The 22,045-nt window shown below is 64.7% G+C and carries 15 protein-coding genes and 3 pseudogenes; 7 read left to right on the top strand and 11 right to left on the bottom strand.

Annotated elements, in window-relative coordinates; all coding sequences use genetic code 11:
• Positions 1–971 precede the first annotated feature (971 nt).
• From OKW44_RS05035 to glgX, 3 genes and pseudogenes are all read right to left on the bottom strand, one after another.
• Positions 972–1,892: pseudogene (locus tag OKW44_RS05035) on the bottom strand (AI-2E family transporter); the annotation flags it as partial.
• A gap of 236 nt (positions 1,893–2,128) precedes the next feature.
• Positions 2,129–2,305 carry a DUF2934 domain-containing protein gene (locus OKW44_RS05030; RefSeq protein WP_018425143.1) on the bottom strand — a complete coding sequence of 59 codons (177 nt, stop codon included), beginning with the start codon at positions 2,303–2,305 and terminating at the stop codon, positions 2,129–2,131.
• 151 nt (positions 2,306–2,456) lie between these two features.
• Positions 2,457–4,670: a glycogen debranching protein GlgX gene (gene glgX, locus OKW44_RS05025; RefSeq protein ID WP_018425144.1), complete on the bottom strand. Its 2,214-nt coding sequence runs from the start codon at positions 4,668–4,670 to the stop codon at positions 2,457–2,459.
• A 296-nt stretch (positions 4,671–4,966) separates the two neighbouring features.
• Here glgX and OKW44_RS05020 point away from each other — a divergent pair, with 296 nt between their 5' ends.
• Positions 4,967–5,389 (top strand): PRC-barrel domain-containing protein, encoded by a 423-nt coding sequence (locus tag OKW44_RS05020; RefSeq protein WP_018425145.1) that lies wholly within the window; start codon positions 4,967–4,969, stop codon positions 5,387–5,389.
• Between the two features lie 71 nt (positions 5,390–5,460).
• Here the strand turns inward: OKW44_RS05020 and OKW44_RS05015 are convergent, their stop codons facing one another.
• From OKW44_RS05015 to OKW44_RS04980, 8 genes and pseudogenes are all read right to left on the bottom strand, one after another.
• A complete protein-coding gene (locus tag OKW44_RS05015; protein WP_018425146.1) occupies positions 5,461–7,722 on the bottom strand; it encodes a xanthine dehydrogenase family protein molybdopterin-binding subunit in 2,262 nt (753 codons plus the stop codon).
• Positions 7,719–8,726, bottom strand: a complete 1,008-nt coding sequence (locus OKW44_RS05010) for an FAD binding domain-containing protein (protein ID WP_018425147.1) — start codon at positions 8,724–8,726, stop codon at positions 7,719–7,721. The genes OKW44_RS05015 and OKW44_RS05010 overlap by 4 nt, the downstream gene beginning before the upstream one ends.
• The gene (locus OKW44_RS05005) at positions 8,723–9,283 is read right to left on the bottom strand and encodes a (2Fe-2S)-binding protein (protein ID WP_018425148.1); all 561 of its coding nucleotides are present in this window, start codon (positions 9,281–9,283) and stop codon (positions 8,723–8,725) included. The genes OKW44_RS05010 and OKW44_RS05005 overlap by 4 nt, the downstream gene beginning before the upstream one ends.
• A gap of 155 nt (positions 9,284–9,438) precedes the next feature.
• A complete protein-coding gene (locus tag OKW44_RS05000; RefSeq protein WP_018425149.1) occupies positions 9,439–9,753 on the bottom strand; it encodes a hypothetical protein in 315 nt (104 codons plus the stop codon).
• A gap of 87 nt (positions 9,754–9,840) precedes the next feature.
• Positions 9,841–10,707 (bottom strand): glucose 1-dehydrogenase, encoded by an 867-nt coding sequence (locus OKW44_RS04995; RefSeq protein WP_018425150.1) that lies wholly within the window; start codon positions 10,705–10,707, stop codon positions 9,841–9,843.
• A gap of 270 nt (positions 10,708–10,977) precedes the next feature.
• A complete protein-coding gene (locus tag OKW44_RS04990; RefSeq protein WP_018425151.1) occupies positions 10,978–11,454 on the bottom strand; it encodes a response regulator in 477 nt (158 codons plus the stop codon).
• A gap of 444 nt (positions 11,455–11,898) precedes the next feature.
• Complete coding sequence (locus OKW44_RS04985) at positions 11,899–13,572, bottom strand: ATP-dependent DNA ligase (RefSeq protein ID WP_018425152.1); 1,674 nt, start codon at positions 13,570–13,572, stop codon at positions 11,899–11,901.
• A gap of 10 nt (positions 13,573–13,582) precedes the next feature.
• A pseudogene (locus tag OKW44_RS04980) lies at positions 13,583–14,666 on the bottom strand (ligase-associated DNA damage response exonuclease).
• A 173-nt stretch (positions 14,667–14,839) separates the two neighbouring features.
• On the opposite strand from OKW44_RS04980, the gene OKW44_RS04975 reads away from it, so the two are divergent.
• From OKW44_RS04975 to OKW44_RS04950, 6 genes and pseudogenes are all read left to right on the top strand, one after another.
• The gene (locus OKW44_RS04975; RefSeq protein ID WP_018425154.1) at positions 14,840–15,742 is read left to right on the top strand and encodes a YihY/virulence factor BrkB family protein; all 903 of its coding nucleotides are present in this window, start codon (positions 14,840–14,842) and stop codon (positions 15,740–15,742) included.
• Between the two features lie 99 nt (positions 15,743–15,841).
• Positions 15,842–17,677 carry a thiamine pyrophosphate-requiring protein gene (locus OKW44_RS04970; RefSeq protein WP_018425155.1) on the top strand — a complete coding sequence of 612 codons (1,836 nt, stop codon included), beginning with the start codon at positions 15,842–15,844 and terminating at the stop codon, positions 17,675–17,677.
• A 229-nt stretch (positions 17,678–17,906) separates the two neighbouring features.
• Positions 17,907–19,009: pseudogene (zapE, locus tag OKW44_RS04965) on the top strand (cell division protein ZapE).
• A 224-nt stretch (positions 19,010–19,233) separates the two neighbouring features.
• Positions 19,234–20,340, top strand: a complete 1,107-nt coding sequence (locus tag OKW44_RS04960; RefSeq protein ID WP_026226649.1) for a hypothetical protein — start codon at positions 19,234–19,236, stop codon at positions 20,338–20,340.
• A 198-nt stretch (positions 20,341–20,538) separates the two neighbouring features.
• Positions 20,539–20,967 carry a VOC family protein gene (locus OKW44_RS04955; RefSeq protein ID WP_018425159.1) on the top strand — a complete coding sequence of 143 codons (429 nt, stop codon included), beginning with the start codon at positions 20,539–20,541 and terminating at the stop codon, positions 20,965–20,967.
• Between the two features lie 173 nt (positions 20,968–21,140).
• Positions 21,141–21,428, top strand: coding sequence for a hypothetical protein (locus OKW44_RS04950; protein ID WP_018425160.1), 288 nt, complete (start codon positions 21,141–21,143; stop codon positions 21,426–21,428).
• Positions 21,429–22,045: the final 617 nt, after the last annotated feature.

Raw genomic sequence — 22,045 nt, 5'->3', positions numbered from 1 at the left:
TTCGCGTCGCATCGAGACGACGGCACGCGGCCAGCATCTGCTGCAACGACGTCACGGCGCGCTCCGCTTCCAGCGATTCCTGCTGTTCCGCGCTCCATTGCTGCAGTTCCTCGGGTGTCCAAAGGCCGACCACGATCGACACATTCGGCAAGCGCGTGCGGATGCGCCGGATCAGATTGCGCAGATGCGACGGTATGCCGTCGATCTGCAGATACAGAAGGCAGACGATGCCCACGTCGTCCGCCACGAGGCTGTCGATCGATGCGCGCGACACCGCCTCGTGCGGCAGCGAGCGCGCCGCGAAGCCGTGCTTGCCGAGCAGCTGCAGCAGAATGATCGTCGCGAGCGCATCGAACGGGCCACGGCCCGGCAGGCACAACACGCGGCTCGTCGGCGCATGCCAGGCGAATACGGGCGCGGGCGGCGGACGGTTGGCTGAACGCCCCCTGCTCCGGGCCGTGGATCTGTTCAGGCGTGACCGCAGTGGTGCTGATGCCGCTGTTCGCGACGTCGACCGATCGTGGCATCGCCCGCGCGGCCTGCGTTTCGTCGGAGGACGCCAGCGGCCCCACTGCGCCCCGGTTCGCCTGCGTCGCGAGCGGCGCGGGCTCGCGATCCTCGTAGCCGTCGAGGCCGTCGACCAGGTCGTTGGTCGTCGACTCGATGCGCGCGAGTTGCGCGCTGGTCACGCTGCCGCGCGTGAGGTCATTGGCCGCGAGCCGCAAGCCCTTGATCGCGACTTCGTCGTAGTAGGCCGACAGCGAGCGGTCGCGCAATAGCACTTCGGCCTGCTCGATCGCTTCATCCGGATCGCCGGCGAGCGCGCGTTGATAGAAGTTTTCGACTGGCGTCAGCGCGGGCTGATCGCCGAGCAGCACGTCGAGAAACTCGAGACGCCGCACGTGCCGGCCGAGCACCAGCAGACACAGCGTCAACGGTGTCGACAGGATCAGCCCGATCGGCCCCCAGATCCAGCTCCAGAAGATCGCCGCGACCACCACCGAAAACGGCGACAGGCCGGTGCTGCGCCCATACAGCAGCGGCTCGACCACCTGCCCCACCGCCAGTTCCGCGACCACGAACAGCACCAGCGACCAGATCGCCATCGCCCAGCCGGGACTGACCGCGGCGGCGAGCGCGGTGGGCAGTATCGCCGCGATCCAGATGCCGACGTAGGGCACGAGCCGCAGGAGCGCCGCGAGAATGCCCCACAGGATCGGGCTCGGCACGCCGATCAGAAATAGCCCTGCCCCGATCACGACACCGACGCCGGTGTTCACGCCAAGTTGCGACACGAAGTAGCGGCTCAGGCGCCGCGCGGTCTCGTCCATCACCGTGGTCGTGCGGTGCAGGTCGCGCGAGCCGAACAGCCGGATCGCGCGATCGCGCAGGTCGTCGCGTTGCAGCAGGATCACGATCGTGACGACGAAAACGATGAACGCGGTTTCCAACGGACTGATGGCCGGCGACAGCACGCGTCGCGCGAGCTCGAACGGCGTCGGCACCGGCTCGCGCACTTCCACCGGCACCGCCGTCGACGCCTGCGGACTCGCCGCGGCCGCCGCGCCGTTCGGCCCTCGCGGCTGCGGCGGCTCGATCGTCGCGCGCTGCAATGCCTGCCCTGCCTCGCTCGCGAAACGGTTCAGCTTGCCGATCGTCAGACTGTGCACGGTGTCGATCTTGTGCTGGATGGTCGCCTGATAGCGCGGCATGCCGGCCGCGAGATCGGTCAGCTGTGTGGCGATGACCGCGCACAGCAGCGCGATGACCGACACCGAGATCAGGACCGCCGCGCACACCGACGCGACATGGCCGAGTTTGAGCCGGGACAGCGCATCGGCGAGGGGTGCGACGAGAAAGCTCAACAGGATCGCGAGCGTGATCGGAATCATCACCGCGCTCGCGACGTACAGGCATGCGACCGCGATTACGCCGACGCCGAACGTGACGAGGCCCTCGATACCGAGTGCGGTGGAGGCCGCCTGAATGCGCGCGGCGGGGCTCGTGCCGCGCGGCTCGGGTGTGTCGTTCATGTTGCGGAGCGAAAATCGGGCGTGGGAAAACAGTCCCTGAGCCGCACGCGGTTCGCCGGCTCGGGGTCTTATTGCTCAATACCGTTGAGCGATGTCTATTTCATCGTATCGCCCGACACCGGCCCGCTCTCGACCGGTGGTGTCTCCTTCTCGATCTCACTGCGGGCCTGCTCCCAGTATTGCTCGGGCGTGCCCTTCGGCTCGGCCGCCTGCTCCCACAGATAGTAGGCGCGCATGCGGATCTGCTCGTCGACGCTCGGTTCCTGTTCCATTTGTTCACTCCAGCTTGGCCGTTTGCGTGCGCACGCCTGCCGTGGCGAAGATCGGGGACGCGTGCGTATCGTCAACAACAGAACGAGCAAACCTTGTACCTGTGCTGCGGCCCGCTTTTGCAACGGGGCTGGCGTCGCTCGCCAGCCTGCACTAGCCTGGCGCGGAGTCGCCTTCGTCGGAAGTCAACTGCTCTTCGAGGCGGTCGAACACGCGCTGCGTCGCACGGCTCGGCGCTTCGAGCGCGAGCAGCAGCAGCGAGCGGCCGGTCACCTGGTAGGCATCGCCCGCGCTGAATTGCGGCAGCTCGGCGCGCACCGGCATGTTGGTGTCGACGAGGCAGGTCCAAAAATCGCCCTCGGGAATGTCGGGCAGCGTGAAGTTGACGACGTCGTGATACGCGTTCAGCACCAGCAGCAAGGTCGCGTCGGACGCGAGACGGCGAATGCCGCTCGCCTGCGCACGGCCGTCGATCACGAGGCCGAAGCAGCGCATCGCCGGATCGGCCCACTGCTCGTCGGTGATGTCGGTGCCGTCCGGCGATAGCCAGCGCGTGTCGGTCACGTCGAGCGTCTCGTTGTATTCGCCAGTCAGAAAACGGCCGCGCCGCAGCACCGGCAAACGGTGGCGCAATGTTGTCAGATTGCGCACGAACTCGCTCAGCGCGCGACCGTCGTCGTCGATCGCATCCCAATCGACCCAGCTGATCTCGTTGTCCTGGCAATACGCGTTGTTGTTGCCCTGCTGCGTGCGGCCGAATTCGTCGCCGGCGAGGATCATCGGCGTGCCCTGCGACAGCAGCAGCGTCGCGAGCAGATTGCGCTTCTGGCGCTCGCGTTGCTGGCGGATGTCGGCGTCGTCGGTCGGTCCTTCGACGCCCATGTTCCACGACTTGTTGTCCGAATGGCCGTCGCGGTTGTCCTCGCCGTTTGCCTCGTTGTGCTTGTCGTTGTACGAGACCAGATCGTTCAGCGTGAAGCCGTCGTGCGCGGCGATGAAGTTCACGCTTGCCCACGGCCGCCGGCCGCGATGATTGAACTTGTCGCCCGACGCGGTGACGCGCGTCGCGAGATCGGCGGCGGTGCCCTCGTCGCCCTTCCAGTACGCCCGCGCGGTGTCGCGGAAGCGATCGTTCCATTCGGCCCAGCCCGGCGGAAAACCGCCCACCTGATAGCCGCCGGGGCCGCAATCCCACGGCTCGGCGATCAGCCGGATGCTGGAGAGCACCGGGTCCTGGCGGCAGCTGTCGAGAAAGCCGCCGCCCTCGTCGAAGCCGTGATCTTCGCGGCCGAGGATCGTCGCGAGATCGAAGCGGAAGCCGTCCACTTTCATTTCGGTGACCCAGTAGCGCAGGCTGTCGGTCACCATCTGCAGCACGCGCGGATGCGACAGGTTCAGCGTATTGCCGGTGCCGGTGTCGTTGATGTAGTAGCGGGGCTCGTCGGGCATCAGCCGGTAGTACGACGCGTTGTCGATGCCCTTGAACGAGACCGTCGGGCCGCGTTCGTTGCCTTCGGCCGTGTGGTTGTACACGACGTCGAGTATCACTTCGAGATCGGCCTGGTGAAAGCGGTCGACCATCTCCTTGAATTCGCCGACCGACTCGGTCGACGACGCGAAAAAGCGCGGATCGGCCGCGAAAAAACCGATCGTGTTGTAACCCCAGTAGTTCGTGAGACCCTTGTCGAGCAGATGGCTGTCGTTGACGAAAGTCTGGATCGGCATCAGCTCGACCGAGGTCACGCCAAGGCTGCGGATATGGTCGAGCACCGGCTGCTGCGCCAGACCCGCGAACGTGCCGCGCAAACGCTCGGGCACCCGCGGATGACGTTTCGTGTAGCCGCGCACGTGCGTCTCGTAAAGAATCACGCGCTCCCACGGCAGCGCGTTGCGCTCCGGATGGCTCCACGAAAAATTCGCGTCGACCACCTTGCACTTCGGCACGAAAGGCGCGCTATCGCGTTCATCGAATGACAGGTCGAGCTCTTCCGAGCCGAGCGTATAGCCGAAGATTTCGGGCGCCCATCTGAGCTCGCCGATGTGCGCCTTCGCATAGGGATCGAGCAGCAGCTTGTTCGGATTGAAGCGATGCCCGTTTTCGGGCTCGTAGGGACCATGCACGCGATATCCGTAGATGGCACCCGGTTTCAGATTCGGTACGAACACATGCCATACCTCGTCGGTGTATTCGGGCAGTTCGATCCGTTCGAGTTCGTGTTGGCCAGTTTCATCGAACAGACACAGTTCGACTTTGGCTGCGTGCGCGGAGAACAACGCGAAGTTGACGCCACTGCCGTTCCATGTCGCGCCGAGCGGAAAAGGCGTGCCTTCGGAAATGCGCGTCGAGTAGCTGGGTGGGGATGACATAGGTGTTCTCAGTGGCTGCAAGGAGGTTGCTATCTCAGGATCATGCACGTGTTTTTTTCAACTGCCTTTCCACGTGTTCTTTGCTGCGCATTGTTCCAGTGTAGGCATTCGAGGCCCGCGCGCCGGACATTGCACCGCGCGCAAGCAGCAGGCCGGTTCGTGGAGCAACTTCTGGGCCTGATCTGCCTCGCTTTCCCTCAGATCAAAGTCGCGGCATGAGATTTGCAGCATTGCGGCAAGGCGCAACGCATCGGCGCGCCGTCGAAACGCCACGACAGTAAACAGGGAGAACACAGATGATGCGCAACACGCAGATCAAACCGCTGGCCGCTTCCGCATCGCTTCTCGCCGCGATTACGCTGATTTCCGCGTTGGGCACGTGCGGCAGCGCGTTCGCGCAAGGCGCGCCCCAGGCGATCACCGAAAAACGCACGGACGTCGTGCAGCTCGCGAGCGGCTATCGCGCGTCGAAGCTGTCGGGCGCGGACGTGTACAACCGCAACAAGGAGAACATCGGCACGCTCGATGATCTGATCGTGTCGCCGGGCACCGAGCGCACCACGTATGCGATCCTGTCGGTCGGCGGCTTTCTCGGCATGGGCAAGCATCTGGTCGCCGTGCCGTTCAACGATCTGCAGATCGACAACCGGCGCATCGTGCTGCCCGAGGCGACGAAGAAATCGCTCGAGGCGTTGCCGGAGTTCAAGTACGCGGATTGAGCGCGGCGTTGCCGCGTCGAATCGATCGACGCGGCAACGGGCCATCCATGCACATGCGTTCAGGGGCGTAGTCAGCCGAGCAGCTTGTCGGGCGTAATGGGCAAATCGCGGATGCGTTTGCCGGTCGCATGCCAGATCGCGTTGCACACTGCCGCGGCCACGCCCACCACGCCGATTTCGCCGACACCTTTGACGCCGAGCGGATTGACGATGTCATCGCGCTCGTCGACGAACAGCACGTCGATCTCGTGAATGTCTGCATTCACCGGCATGTGATATTCGGCGAGATTGTGATTCATCTGCCGTCCTAGCGCGTGATCGAACTGGCCGTGCTCGTGCAGCGCCATGCTGATGCCCCACACGACGCCGCCCGCGACCTGATTGCCCGCCGTCTTCGGATTGACGATGCGTCCTGCCGCGACCGCGCTGACCACGCGCGTCACCCGCACGGTGCCGAGCGCTTCGTCGACGCGCACTTCGGCGAACACCGCCGAATGCGTGCCCATCGAATACGCCTGTTGCTTTTCGTGCGGCTTCACGCTGGCCTGCTCTTCGAGTTCGTCCAGCCCGGCGCGCTGCAACAGCGTCGCAATCGCGATCGAGTCGTCCTCGTGTGGGCCGCACACGAGCCGGTTGCGCTCGCGCCGCACATGTTCGCGAGTTGCCGACGCGAACCGTGCCCCACCATGTTCGCGCGCCAGTTCAACCAGACGGTTGTGCAGGCGCGTACACGCGGCATCGACTGCGCTGCCCACCGACGACACCGTCCACGATCCGCCCTCGATCGGCGCCTCCGGCAGCCGGGTGTCGCCGAGTTCGAAGCTGACGTCGCCTAGCGGCACGCCGAGCGCGTCGGCGGCGATCTGCGTCATCGCGGTGTAGGTTCCGGTGCCGATATCGGCGGTCGAGCTCGACACCTTGACGCGGCCATCGGGCGTCAATACCGCGCGTGCGGCCGCTTCGTTCTGCATCGCGTCCCACGCACCGGTCGCCATGCCCCAGCCGATCAACTCGTTGCCGTCGCGGCGTGCGCGCGCCTCGAGCGGCCGCCCCGCCCAGCCGAAGCGGGCCGCGCCTTCGCGATAGCACTCGCGCAGCGCCTTGCTCGAAAACGGCAGATCCTTGTTCGCGTCGCGCTCCGCATAGTTGACGAGCCTCAATTCGAGCGGGTCCATCCGCAATGCCTCGGCCAGTTCGTCCATCGCGACTTCGAGCGGAAAGAGCCCTTGTGTCGCGCCGGGCGCACGCATGTCGGCCGGTGTCGGCACGTCGAGCTTCACGACCTTGTAGCCCATCGACACGTTGTCGCATCGATACAACTGCCCCGCCCAGTTGACCACCACGTCGCAGTAGTCCTCGTAGCGCGAGGTTTCCGACACCGCCTCGTGGATCACCGCCTGCAGGCGGCCATCCGCCGACGCGCCGAGCGCGACGCGCTGCACCGTTTGCGGACGATGCGCGAAGGTGAACATCTGCTGCCGGGTCAGCGTGACGCGCACGGGTTTCTTCAGTTCGCGCGCGGCCATCACCGCGAGCGCCAGATGATATTGCGGCCGCAAGCCGGAGCCGAACGCGCCGCCGACGAACGGCGACACCACGTGCACTTCGTCGTCTTTCAAACCGAACACACGCGTCAGATAGCCCTTCGTATTGACGACGCCCTGAGTCTTTTCATAGACGGTCAAGCGTCCTTGCGCATCGGGCACCACGGTGCATCCGTGCATTTCCATCGGATTGTGATACTCCGGTGGTGTCGTGTAGAAAGCGTCCACGCGCGCCTTTGCATCGGCCAAGGCCTTGCGTGGGTCGCCACGCGAGGGCGGAGGCGGATCGAAGCCGCCCTTCTCGGCCGACGGCGCTACGGCGCTCTTCAACGCGGCCTCGATATCGGTCTGATGCGAGCCGGCCTCGTAACGCACCTGCACCAGCGACGCCGCGTAGCGCGCCAGTTCCAGCGATTGCGCGACCACCAGCGCGACCGGCTGCCCGCTGTACCACACGCGCTCGTCCCACAGCGGCCTCAATGGCGTGCCGCCGGGCGCAATCATGTCCTTGAACGCGTCGACGTCCGACGGCAGCGCCGGGCGCTTGCGATGCGTGAGCACGAGCAGCACGCCGGACAGCGCCTCGGCGGCCGAGGTATCGATCGACACGATCTTGCCCGTCGCGATCGTGCCCGACACGACGACGCCATACACGAGCCCTTCGGCGCAGAACTCGGCGGCATATTGCGCTGCGCCGGTCACTTTGACGGGCCCGTCCACACGCGAATGCGGCACGCCGGTGGCAGGCTTCGGGCTGCCTGTCGACGGCAGGGTTTCGGCACGGTTCATCGCGCGGCCTCCTCGAACGAACGTTGTGTGGCCTCGCCGAAGGCGCGCACGATCACGCGCGCCGCGAGTTCGATCTTGAACGCGTTGTCGCGCTGAGCGCGCGCACCGCGCAGCAGCGTCGCCGCGAAATCGCGCAAGCTTCGCGCGTTCAGCGTCTCGCCGCGCAGTGCGGCTTCGGCGGCGGGATCGCGCCACGGCTTGTGCGCGACGCCGCCGAGCGCGCAACGCGCGTCGACGATCCGCGACTCGTCATCGAGTTCGACACCGACCGCGGCCGACACCAGCGCGAACGCATACGATGCGCGGTCGCGCACCTTCACGTACGCGTGATGCGCGGCAAAGCCTTGCGGCGGCAGTTCGATCGCTGTCACGAGTTCGTCGTCGCGCAGGTTGGTGTCGATATGCGGCGTATCGCCGGGCAGCCGGTGAAAATCCGCGAACGGCAGCGTGCGTGCGCCGTCGTTGCCGATCAGATGCACGGTGGCGCCGAGTGCCGCCAACGCGACGCACATATCGGACGGATGCACGGCGATGCAGTGCTCGCTCGCACCGAGGATCGCGTGAATGCGGTTCACGCCGTGCAGCGCCGGACAGCCGCTGCCGGGTTCGCGCTTGTTGCACGGCGTGCCAATGTCGTAGAAGTAGTAGCAGCGCGTGCGTTGCAGCAGATTGCCGCCGACCGTCGCGACATTGCGAATCTGCGGCGACGCGCCCGCCAGGATCGCCTTCGCGAGCAGCGGGTAGCGCGTCGCGACGGTATCGTCATACGCGAGCGCGCTATTGGTTACGAGCGCGCCGATCTTCAGGCCGCCTTGCGCCGACGCTTCGATCTGCCTGAGCGGCAAACGGTTGATGTCGACGAGCAAAGCCGGGCGCGCCACGTCTTCGCGCAGCAGGTCGACGAGATTCGTGCCCCCCGCGATGAACGCGGCGCCCGTGTCCGAACGATGCCGTTCGAGCGCATCCTGCACCGCATCGGCGCGCGTGTACGAGAAGCGGTTCATGGCCGCGCTCCAGATTTATTCGCGAGCGCACTGTCTTGCCTTGCGTCCTCATCACCGAAATGCGCAGCGTCGAGAATCGCGGCGACGATGTTGGTATACGCGCCGCAGCGGCACAGATTGCCGCTCATCTGCTCGCGCACATCGTCCGCGCAGCGCGCATGTCCTTCTTCGAGCATCGCGTGCGCCGAGCAGATTTGTCCGGGCGTACAGTAGCCGCACTGGAACGCGTCGTGATCGATGAACGCCTGCTGTAACGGATGCAACGTGTCGCCGTTCGCGAGACCTTCGATCGTCGTGATCGATGCGCCGTCGTACACGACCGCGAGCGCGAGGCAGGTATTGATCCGCTGGCCATTGACGATCGCCGTACAAGCGCCGCATTGACCGTGATCGCAGCCCTTCTTGGTGCCGCTCAGGTGCGCGTGCTCGCGCAGCAGATCGAGCAGCGAGGTCCACGCTTCGACGTCGAAGCGCCGCGTCTCTCCGTTGATCTCGAACGTCAATGCATGCGACGCGGGCGCGTCGACCCGGGCGGTTTCAGCATCGGGGATAGCCATCGGATTTCCTCCTCACAAGGCATCGCGCAAGCAATGCGACACGCGACGGAACTCAACGCAACTCAAACCCATGCAAAGCGGCGACAGCGCGCGAGCGCGATGCCGCCGCGGCGTCCGGCGCGTCGCGAGGCAGGCCGACGCGCTCGACGGATCGCTTATTGCCCCGCCCCACTACCCGTGCGCGGCGGCGTCGCGCCTTTGAAGCGCTTGTTGGTGGTTTTCCCATTGCCGCCGCCGGCGACGCCATTGGTGGCGCCCCCCGATTCGCCGACATTGCCGTTCGCATTGTTCGCGCTGGTCGTATCCGGCGTGCGCGACTCTTCCTGGCTTCCGCCGGGTTGCGCGGCAGACTTGCCGTGTTGCATGGACGGATTGGTACCGGTCTGCGCGAAGCCCGCCTGCGCAAAGCCTAGCGCGAGGCAGCCTGAAACGAGCGCGGCAGCCAGTTTGACGGATACATCGATCTTCATGGCACTCTCCCTTATGACGTTATGAAAACCCACTGCGCGAACCTCGTACGTGAGCGCAGGCGGCCATGCCGCCATCAGTTCGACAACCTAAATAATCGGCGCGCCGCCCGTTACCGCAATCGTCGCGCCCGAGATGTAGCTCGCTTCATCCGACGCGAGCATCACGTACGCGGTGGCCAGTTCGGCCGGTTGGCCGGGGCGCTTCATCGGCACCTGCTTGCCGAACTGCTCGACCTTGTCGGCCGGCATCGTCGATGGAATCAACGGCGTCCAGATCGGTCCCGGCGCCACGCAGTTCGCGCGAATGCCCTTTTCCGCGAGCAATTGCGCGAGGCCACCGGTGAAGTTCTGGATCGCGCCCTTGGTGGTCGCATATGCGATCAGGCCAGGATTCGGATGATCGGCATTGATCGACGACGTATTGATGATCGCGCCGCCCGGCTTCATATGGCGCACCGCCGCGCGCGTGATCCTGAACATCGCGCCGATGTTGGTATCGAAGGTCTTGTCCCATTCTTCGTCGCTGATCGCATCGAGCGACGGATAGCTCATCTGATACGCGGCGTTGTTGACCACCACGTCGAGCCGGCCGAATGCCTCGATCGCCTTGTCGACGACCGCATCGCAATGCTTGCGATCGCGGATATCGCCGCCGACCAGCACCGCCTTGCGACCCGCGTCCTCGACCCAGCGCGCGGTCTCGCGCGCATCGTCGTCTTCGTCGAGATAGGCGATCAGCACATCCGCACCTTCGCGCGCGAACGCGATCGCGACCGCGCGGCCGATGCCACTGTCGCCGCCGGTCACGATCGCCGCCTTGCCTGCGAGACGCCCTGATCCTTCATAGGTTTTCTCGCCGTGATCCGGTCGCGGGTTCATGTCGGCCGTGCGGCCGGGCCTCTGGTCCTGCTGCTGTTCAGGAAACGGCGCTGCCGGACGTTGCGTGTCGCTCATGTCGGATCTCCCTCAATGCGAATAACCATGGGCGGCGCGCACGAACGCGCCGCATCATCGGTCTTTCAGCAACGAGTGGGCCTGCATGCAATAGCGAGAGGAAACTCCTGCGCTCCGGGCAGCGCAGGGGCACGCGTGGCGTAAGAAATCGCGTTGGACAGAACGGTGGCGGATAGATGGCAGATTGATGACAAACGGATTCGCAGAGCGACGAGTGCGATTTTCTGCCGACGACCGTGCAGAAATAACAGAACTGTCAGTGAGTTTTCGCTAACAACGTGATTCAGATGATGGCTCCGCCGCATGCAACGCCGCCGCCGATTCGAGCACGCGCAACAGACGCTCGGGTGTCAACGGTTTGGCGCAGTGCGCATCGAAGCCGGCGGCCTTCGCGAGCGCGCGATCGTCGCGCGACGCAAACGCGGTACACGCGACCAGCAGCATGTGTGAAGTCTGCGGATGCGCGCGCAGCCGCCGCGCGAGTTCGAGCCCGTCGAGTCCAGGCATCTTGATGTCGAGCACCACCGCGAACGGCTGCCATTCGCGCGCGGTCTCGCACACGGCAAACGGATCGTCGAGCGCGCGGCATTCGAAGCCGTCGGCCATCAGTAGCATTTGCAGCGCATCGGCCGCTTCCCGGTAATCGTCGACTACCAGCACGCGACGATGCGCGGCCATCGCATAGCGGATCGGCCGCCATACGAGCACGTCGTCGCTGCTGTCCACGTTGTCGTTGAACACAGTCATTTTTTCTCGCCGTTTTTACATTGGCCCTGAAGGGCATCCGCGCCACCCGTGCAAGATTCGATCCCGTTGCGTCTGCCGAACTACCACCGGTTTTTTGTTATTTCTGCTTCGCTCGGACGATGCCGCGGCCAGCACGCCTGGTCGCGCATTCCGACGTTGCAAGCACCTGGAATGCGGGATTCAGCGTGCCCATATATCACGGCGTTTGAATGACGGCGCCTGCGATGTGCGCGCTGCGCAACATCGATCGACGCACTGTCCTTGTGCGGTCCGTCTCGTTCAGAGGCGTCGCACGATATCGGTATTTCAACGGATTGAGGGGTCCACGCAATGCAAGCCGCAATCACACTTATGGCGCGAATCGATGACGCGGTCTTATCCAAAGAATAAGCGACGATGCCGATAAAAAAATGCTCGACATGTTAGGGGTTTGTGCTCTGCGGGTTATCCCGCACGATTATCGATGAAGCCTTTCAGCATCGCAAGCGTATCGGCGTCGTCGATATGTTTGTCCGTGCGCCAGCGCAGCATGCGTGGAAAACGCACGGCCACGCCGGACTTGTGACGCGAACTCGCTTGTATCCCTTCGAAGCCGATCTCGAACACGAGCGTTGGCGTCACGCTGCGCACGGGGCCGAATTTATCGACGGTGGTCTTGCGCACGATCGCATCGACCCGACGCATCTCTTCATCTGTGAGCCCTGAATAGGCCTTCGCGAACGGCACCAACGTGCGCACGCCGTCGGCCTCGTCCCACACCGCGAACGTATAGTCTGTGTAAAGACTCGCGCGACGGCCATGACCGCGCTGCGCGTAAATAAGTACAGCGTCCACCGCATAAGGCTCGATCTTCCATTTCCACCACGTGCCCGACGCCTTGGTACGACCGACGCCGTACATCGACTCGCGCTCCTTGAGCATCAAACCTTCGACGCCGCGCGCGCGGCTCTCGTCGCGCAACGCCGCGAGCGCGGTCCAGTCCGCTGCAAGGACGAGCGGCGATACGCGCAGCAGACCACGCGCGAGCGTGCCATCGACGGAGCTGGCCAGCGCATCGAGGCGTGCGCGCCGTTCAGCGAGCGGATTCATGCGCTGGTCCTGTCCGTTCGCTTCGAGCAGGTCGTATGCGAGCAGCGCGGCGGGCGAATCCGCGAGTATCTTGCGCGTCAGCGTCTTGCGCGCGATGCGCGGTTGCAGCCGCGCGAACGGCAATGGCGCTGCCGCGCCGGGCTCCCACGCGAGAATCTCGCCATCGATCACGTAGCCATCGGGTAATGACTCGCCCAATGCCGCGACTTCGGGAAAACGATCGGTAATCAGATCCTCGCCGCGCGACCACAACCATAGGCGGCCGCCGCGTTTGACGAGTTGCGCGCGTATGCCGTCCCACTTCCACTCGATCAGCCAGTGCGCGGGATCGCCGAGCGTCGCCGGATCGGTCTGCAAGGGATGCGCGAGAAAGAACGGATACGGCAGGCCGAGGTCGCTATCGTATTCAGGCGCGTGCGCTTGCGGATCGTCGTCGGTCTGCGGCGCGATCAGACGCAGATAGCGCGCCGCATCGGGCTTCTGTTGCGAATCGGTCCAGCCGACCATTCGTTGCGCGATCCGCTTGTGATCGACGCCGGCCACTTCGGCGAGCGCACGCACCACCAGTTGCCGCGCGACGCCGACACGAAAGCCGCCGCCGATCAGCTTGGTCAGCAGGAAACGACCGCCCCAGTCGAGTTCGTCCCAGTAGCCAAGCAGGCGCCTGCGCAACTCGTCGGGCGGCAGGCCGCGCAACGGCAGCATGCGTTGCTCGATCCATTGCGTGAGACCCAGCTCGGAGTTGCGCGACGCGGGCGGCAGGATATGCGCGATCGTCTCGGCCAGATCGCCCACCGCGTGATACGACTCGTCGAACAGCCACTCGGGCAAGCCGGCGCGCTCGCGCGCGATTTCGGTCAGCAAACGCGTCGGCACGAGTTGACGCGGCTTGCCGCCCGCGAGGAAATACGACGCCCATGCCGCGTCTTCGGGGTCGGCCACCGAGAAATAACTGGTCAGCGCCGCGAGCTTGTCGTGCGTCGACGTGGTCGCATCGAGCGCGGTGTAGAGAGCCGCGAAGCGTTTCATACGGTGCCCGTCATGATTCGCTCGCCGCCGGCGCTTCGTCGGCGCCGGCCGCGTCGGCTTCGACGGTATCGTCGCCGTATTGCGTTTCGAACGCGCTGGCGTGCAGGCCCTGCTCGTTGAGCCAGCGCACCATCGGTTCGATCGAGCCATGCGTGACGATCACGCGCGAGGCGCCGCTCTCGCGTATCGCCGTTTGCAAACCCGGCCAGTCCGCGTGATCCGACAGCACGAAGCCACGATCGACGCCGCGCCGGCGACGCGCGCCGCGCAGGCGCATCCAGCCCGACGCGAACGCATCGCTGTAGTCGCCGAAGCGCTTGAGCCACGCGCTGTTCTGCGCGGAGGGCGGGCGCGACGATCAGCGCCTGTTTGAATACGCCCTTGTCTTTCGCGGCAATCTCGCCGACCAGACCGAGCGCCGGCAGACGCACGCCCGCGTCGCGATACGCGCGATTGAGCGGTTCGAGCGCGCCGTGGCAGAAGATCGGCCCGATCGCCGCATCGACGCTGGCGAGCACGCGTTGCGCCTTGCCGAATGAATAGCAGAACAGCACCGACGCGCGCCCTTCGGAGGCGTTGTGACGCCACCATGAATCGATCGAATCGAACACGCTTTGCGGCGTATCCCAGCGATAGATCGGCAGACCGAACGTCGATTCGGTGATGAACGTATCGCAGCGCACCGGTTCGAACGCGGCGCAGGTCGGATCGGCCTCGAGCTTGTAGTCGCCCGACGCCACCCACACGCGGCCCGCGTGCTCGATGCGCACCTGTGCCGAGCCGAGCACATGTCCGGCCGGATGCAGCGACACGCGCGCCGCGCCAATCGTCAGCGGCTCGCCGTAGTCGAGCGTGTGCAGCGCGATGCCGGGCAGCCGCGACAGCAGCACGCTCGCGCCCGCGCGCGTGGCCAGGTAGCGTTGATGACCGAAACGCGCGTGGTCGGAATGCGCATGCGTGATCACCGCGCGTTCGACCGGCCGCCACGGATCGATGTAAAAATCGCCGGGCGGGCAATACAGTCCCTCCGGCCGCGCGATCACCAGATCGTTGGCTTGCGGCGCGGTGTTCGTCTGACGCGACGACTGATCCATCGGCTGTCCTCGGGAAAGGAACGCGATCTTGCGAACGCGGCCAAGCAAACTATATGCCGCGCCATCGATGCCGCGCCATCGATGGCCCTGTTTCTGCTTACGGTATATAAAGCACACAGGCGTGTCGTGAGCGGCTGCCCTCCGGCAGTGCCCGGCGCGCACCGCGAGGCCTCATGCCGATCCTGCTCGACCAGCAAGCGCTGAATATCGCCAGACATCCCTGGCGCTTCCTGCTGCAAACGCTGAAAGCGTTTCGCGCGAACCAGGGGCTGCTGCTCGCGGGCGCGGTCGCGTACTACGCGTTGCTGTCCATCGTGCCGCTGCTGATCCTGGTCGTCATCGTGTTGTCGCGCGTGGTGCCGCAGCAACTGGTGCTCGACGCGCTTGCGCATCTGCTGCGCTGGCTCGTGCCCGGGCAGTCGGCCGCGCTCGTGCGCGAGCTGTCGAACTTCCTGCTGCACCGCGCGGTAATCGGCTGGGTGCTGCTGCTGACGATGATCTTCTTCAGCTCGCTCGCGTTCACCGTGCTCGAAAACGCGATGTCGCTGATCTTCGTGCATCGGGTCGTCGTGAAGCGGCGCCACTTCCTGATCTCGGCGCTGCTGCCGTACTGCTACATCCTGTTTCTCGGCTTGGGGCTGCTGATCGTCACGTTCGTGTCGAGCGCGCTCGACACGATCGGCGCAGAAGGACTCCGACTGTTCGGCCTGCACGTGTCGTTGCAGGGCTTCTCGCGAGTGATGCTGTATCTGTTCGGGCTCGCCGGCGAAATCTTCGTGCTGACCTCGGTGTATCTGGTGATGCCGGTGGGACGGCCGTCGCTCAAACACGCGCTGATCGGCGGCGTGGTGGCCGGCGCGTTGTGGGAGATCACGCGGCACGTGCTGGTCTGGTATTTCGCCACGCTGTCGCAGGTTAGCGTAGTCTACGGTTCGCTGACGATGGCGATCGTGATCCTGCTCAGCTTCGAATGGCTCGCGACACTGCTGCTGTTCGGCGCGCAGGTGATATCGCAATACGAGCGCTTCGGCCACGAACCGCTCGACGCGCCGCAACCGAGGATCAAGACCGGCTAAGCAAGCCAGTCGCAAGGAACAACCCTTGCTCGCTCGATACCGACCATGGCCGCCGATTTTGCTCGGCGGCATCGACTGGCTATCGAGGGAGCGAGGATCATGGCTGAAACCGTCGGCGATTTCATCATCGGGCGGCTGCATGCATGGGGCGTGCGGCGTATCTACGGCTATCCAGGCGATGGCATCAACGGTGTGTTCGGCGCGTTGAACCGCGCGCAGAGCGAAGCGAAAAAACGCCACAAAAGCACGGATCAGCCGGGCCCGATCGAATTCATCCAGGTTCGACACGAAGAAATGGCCGCTTTCATGGCCTCCGCGCATGCGAAGTTCACTGGCGAGTTGGGCGTGTGCATCGCCACCTCAGGGCCGGGCGCATCGCATCTGCTGACGGGGCTGTACGACGCGCGCATGGATCACATGCCGGTGCTGGCGATTACCGGTCAGCAGGCACGCGCGGCGATCGGCGGACACTATCAGCAGGAGCTCGATCTGCCCGCGATGTTCAAGGACGTGGCCGGCTCGTTCGTCGGCTTTGCGACGATGCCCGCGCAGGTCCGCCATCTGGTCGATCGCGCGGTGCGCATCGCGCTCGCCGAGCGCGCGGTCACGGCGCTGATACTGCCGAACGATCTGCAGGACATCCCCTACGAGCCGCCGGGGCGCAAGCATGGCACGCTGCATTCGGGCATCGGTTACGCGCGGCCGCGCGTCGTGCCGAGCGACGAGCAGTTGCGCCAGGCCGCCGACGTGTTGAACGCGGGCCGCAAGGTCGCTATCCTGGTCGGCGCGGGCGCGCTGCACGCGACCGACGAAGTGATCGCGATCGCCGAGAAGCTCGGCGCCGGCGTCGCCAAGGCGCTGCTCGGCAAGGCCGCGCTGCCCGACGATCTGCCGTGGGTGACCGGTTCGATCGGCTTGCTCGGCACGAAGCCGAGCTACGACATGATGACCCATTGCGATACGCTGCTGATGATCGGCTCGGGCTTCCCCTACTCGGAATTTCTGCCGAAGGAAGGCGACGCGCGCGGCGTGCAGATCGACATCAAGGCCGACATGCTGAGCCTGCGTTATCCGATGGAAGTGAACCTCGTCGGCGATAGCGCCGAGACGCTGCGCGCGCTGCTGCCGCTACTCGAGGAAAAGAAGGATCGGCTGTGGCGCGAGCGCATCGAAGGCTGGGTGTCCGACTGGTGGAAGACGCTGGAAAAGCGCGCGCACGAACCCGCGAAAGATGGCCTGAATCCGCAGCTCTCGGTATGGGAGCTGTCGAAGCGCATTCCCTCGAACGCGATCGTCACCAGCGATTCGGGCTCGGTCGCGAACTGGTACGCACGCGATCTGCAAGTGCAGCGCGGCATGATGTGCTCGCTGTCGGGCGGGCTCGCGTCGATGGGTGCGGCCGTGCCCTATGCGATCGCCGCGAAGTTCGCGTACCCCGAGCGGCCCGTGATCGCGCTCGTCGGTGACGGCGCGATGCAGATGAACAACATGGCCGAGCTGATCACGGTCGCGAAGTACTGGCAAGGCTGGAGCGATCCGCGCTGGATCTGCATGGTGCTCAACAATGGCGACCTGAATCAGGTCACCTGGGAGCAGCGCGTGATGGAAGGCGATCCGAAGTTCGAGGCCTCGCAGGACATTCCGTCCGTGCCCTATCACCGCTTCGCGGAGATGATCGGTCTGAAGGGTATCTATGTCGACAATCCCGATCAGATGGCCACCGCCTGGGACGACGCGCTCGCGTCGAATCGTCCGGTCGTGATCGAGGTGAAGTCCGATCCGAACGTGCCGCCGCTGCCGCCGCATGTCACGCTCGCGCAGGCCAAAGCGTTCGCCGAGACGTTGATGAAGGGCGACCCCGATCAGGGCAACGTGGTGGTCGAAACGGCGAAGCAGGTGCTCGGTGCCGTGCTGCCGGGGCATCACGACAAATGACGCGGTAGCGGGTCGACGACGCGTGTGCGCGCCAACGTTCGACGCAGAACGTGGCTGGTAAAATGGCGCGCGCTCCGTGCATGCGCTCATTGGGTCTGCTTCGCCGCAGGCCATCACGTCGGCCGTTATCTCATGCTCACACACGTCCTCGCCGTTTTCGCGGCGGCCCACACTGCGTCATTCGCGCAAGTCGCATCATTCGCGTCATCAGGCATGGACCCTCTTGCCCATGCTTGACGAAACCCGCATCGCGCGCGCATTGACCGCGCGCGGCATCTCTGCCGATGCGCGGCAGCGCGAGGCCATCGGCGCGCTCGTCGCGTTGGTCGGCGGGCAGCAGCGTGCGCGGCAGGCATGGTCCACCGCCGCGTTCGGGCCGCAAGGCGTCTACTGTCACGGACTGCCGGGCCGCGGTAAGAGCCTCGTCGTCGATACGCTGTTCGAGCTTGCACCATGCCGCAAACGGCGCCTGCATTTCCACGAGTTCCTGCGCGAGATGAACCGCCGGCTCGTGCACGCGCCGCGTGGCGACGACCGGCTCGGCGACGTGTCGCGGCAATGGCTCGACGGTATCGAGCTGCTGTGCTTCGACGAATTCCATGTGCACGATATCGCCGACGCGTTCCTGATGGGCCGCTTTCTCGACACCGCGATCAAGCTGGGCACGCGCATCGTGCTGACGTCGAACTACGCACCGGACGATCTGTTGCGCGACCCCGAGTTTCACGAGCGCTTTCTGCCGACCATCGCACAGATCAAACGCGGCTTCACGGTGATCCATTTCGACGGCGTGCGCGATTACCGCTTCGGCGGCGAAGCGGCCGAGGTGCTGCGCTTTTTCGCGCCGCTCGATGAGTCGAGCGAGGCCGCGTTGCGCGATATCTTCACGAGCCATGAACGCGACGCTGCGATCGAGCCGGTCAGGCTGAGCGCGGCGGGCCGGCCGCTCGAAGCGCGGGCAGCCGGCCGCGTACTGCTGTGGGCGGACTTCGAGCAGCTGTGTGTCGCAAGCCGCTCGCACCTCGACTACCTCGATCTCGCCGAGCGATGGCAAGGCTTGATCGTCGATCGTCTGCATACGGAAGCGCTGAGGCAGTCGCATACGCTGCAGCGCCTCGTCTGGCTGATCGACATCTTTTACGACCGCAAGCATGCGCTCTTCATCGCCTCCGATCAGCCGATCGAGACCGCGTTGAGCGGCCTCGAAGGGGCGCACGATCTGTCGCGTACGCTGAGCCGGCTTGCCGCGAGATGCAGTCGCGCGCATATCGCAGCACGCTTGAACGAGACGGCGAGGACAACGCGCAACACGGCATCAACGCCAAGGCTTGATGGCCGGGCATCGCACCCGCGCGCATTTCTGCAATTCTTGCAAAGCGACGGTAAAGCGTGCCAACGCCGTTTCGCGTTGACGCACGCGCCACGGCGCCGCGCGATGCATCGGATCGATAACGAAGCGGCCCCGGGGGCCGCCCGCCGCTTGCGCGGGAATGGGTTCTGCTACCGCCGAGCGCGGACTCCATTGTTTGGCGGATTGCTTCCGCTCGCGCCCGCCCATGCTCAGAACCGCTTCGGTGGCCGCCGCGTTGTGCGCGGCCTGCCTCACGTCCGCCTGCGTGCATATCGGCCCCTCGCGTCTGAAGGCCGACCAGGTCGACTATGCGCGCGCGCTCGGCGACGCGAAGAAGCGAGCGATCCTCGCCGCCGTGATCGGTCTGCGCTACGGCGATGCGCCCGCGTTCCTGACCGTCAGCAGCATCATCGCCGCCTACACGTTCGACAGCACCGGCGGCGCGACCGTCAACGCCGGCTCGGGCAGCATGCCGAACTACGCGCAGGCGACCGGCAGCGTGTCGTACGCGAACCGGCCGACCTTCACGTTCACGCCGACCACCGGCGAAGCGTTCGCGTCCGCGTATATCCGGCCGCTCGCGCCGGCACTCGTGTTGCCGCTTGCCGAGGGCGGCGTGCCGATCGATCTGCTGTTGCGCATCACCGCCCAATCGATCGGCGGGCTGCGCAACGGCGATGCGCTCGGCGGCGACAACAGCGCGGGCGCCCCGGGCTTCTTCGAATTGCTGCAGGCGTTGCGTCGTCTGCAAATGGCTGGCGAGTTGAATGTCGAGACGCGTCAGCTCGATACGAAGGCCAATCTCAGAGGCGGCCAAAGCCCCGCATTGGCCGTGTTTCTGTCGATCGGCGCGACCGCCAGCGGCGAGTCGCCGAGCACCGCCGCCGACGTCGCGCGTGTGCGCAGGCTGCTGCATCTGTCGGCGAAGACGCGTAGCTATGAGGTCGTGTATGGGCCTTCGTCGACGTCGCAGAAGAGCGAGCGTATTCCGATGGTCACGCGCTCGGTGCTCGGCATCCTCAGCGATCTCGGCGCGCAGGTGCAAGTGCCGCAGGAGCGCATCAGCGATGGTTCGACGAAGCCGACCGTCGGGTTGATCGGCGGCGAGACGCGGCCGACGATCATCGTGCACTCGGGCAAGGTCGCGCCGGCCGACGCTTATGTGTCGATCGCGTATGGGCCTTCGGTGTATTGGGTCGAGCGCAATGACTTCGATTCGAAATACGCGTTTACGGTCGTGCAGAATCTGATGGCGCTCGCGGAAGCGGATACCAGCAGCAAGGCGCCGGTGGTGACGATTCCGGCGAATTGAGGAATGAATGAAAAGCCAATCGCGCCCGCTCGCCATTCGCTGACGGGCAGGGATACCTGCCGGCCACCTCAAACAAGCCTACACTCAACCATGCCATGCCCGGCGGTACTGGAAAACTCGCCGCCAGATCAATTCGATGGGCGTGGGCGAACACGTTCGTTCTTCATCGCGCCGCTCTTTCGCGGCAAAGGAGAAGCCATGGAAAAGATCTCAAAAGCCACGGCCTTATTCATCGCAGGTTTTGGCCCGATTGTGATTGAAGCCCCGGCAAGCCGCGATCTCTACGGTCGGGCCTTCGGTATCCCCTTCAAGGAAGAGAACGGCGGCTATCTCCATACGGAGAGTCTGAACGGCGCAAACTCTTTCGCCTTGTGGCCCCTCTCCCACGCTTCTCAGTCGTGCTTCGGCACGGATTCGTGGCCTCCCGACGTACCCATCCCGCAAGCCTGGATCGAGTTCGATGTCGACGACGTCGAGGCGGCAACGGCGGAACTTGAATCGCAAGGGTATCGGATGCTGGTCAGGAACCGGAATGAGCCGTGGGGCCAGACGGTCAGTCGCTTCATCGGGCCGGAAGGATTGCTGGTCGGAATCACGTTTACGCCATCGATGCGGGAAGGGAAATGATGGCGGCCGTCAGGTTACCCGGTTAGCGCCGAAAATCGATATTCACCATTGTGAATAATGCGCGTAACTATCAGCCACTGCTTTCCTAAACTTGGCATTACGCGACCGCGACGGAAACAGTATGAAAGCATCGTTTGCGTCGAAATCGCAGTCCAACCAAGGAGAAGCGTGTCATGAACAAGGCAACCAGCAAATCGATCGCGGCCGTCGCCGCACTCACGCTGTCGGGCAGCGTCTATGCACAAAGCAACAACACGCTGGCGACTCCGACCACACAGTCGCCGGCCGCTGCAACGAGTGGCTACGGCGCGCCTGGTGCCACCAACACGGACAGCGGCGCCGGGTCGCCGACCTCGGGCCAGCCGAATAACGCGAACAGTAGCTCGACGTCCAGCCCCCCCGCTTACGGGGTTAACAACTCGCTGGCGACCCCAACCACAAAGCCGCCAGCCGGCCAATGAGAGCAATCAAGGCTGGCAACCGGGCGCAAATGAGCGCAAGCGACCAAGCGGTTCAATTTCGTCGGGCGTAGCGTGACCGAATAGCAGCGACTGGCAACACAGATCGCGACGGTAGAAAAAAGTTGGTGTGACTGGCCGGTCATAACGCGCCAGAAGGCCGGGTTCGCCCCAACGTGTCGGCCCTGATTGCCACGACGTCTCGATCGCAACGCTACTGAACCAACCGGGGCATCATGATCGTCCCATAGTTGGGCCCGATGCCGTCCGTCTGGTTGTTTTTGCAGTAGTTGGGATCGTTGCCCATCTGAACGGTGATGACTGCGTTGGAGCCGCTGCCCATCTCGTTCAGGATGTGCAGGCACCCGAATGCGACTATCGGCGGAGTACTCCCTTGTCCCCCCGTGACGTTACTCACTACAGCTACGGTCACCCAGGCACAAGTACCCGCCGAACCCGCCGGGATCTGACTACACGTTGCAACACTGTGGAACGCATTGCTATTCCGCTCGTCATCGACCCGACTATGTCGCTGGAACCAAGCCGGCTGTTCGCAGATGAGAGGGAAATCCATTGCCCTGCGTTGCGGTGTCCTCCGACGCTGAGTGCCACACTCCGCA

The sequence above is a fragment of the Paraburkholderia lebeckiae genome (assembly GCF_050436325.1).
GTDB classification, from domain to species: domain Bacteria; phylum Pseudomonadota; class Gammaproteobacteria; order Burkholderiales; family Burkholderiaceae; genus Paraburkholderia; species Paraburkholderia tuberum.
Note: the sequence above shows the minus strand (reverse complement) of the source record. Positions and strands in the feature narration are given on the sequence as shown.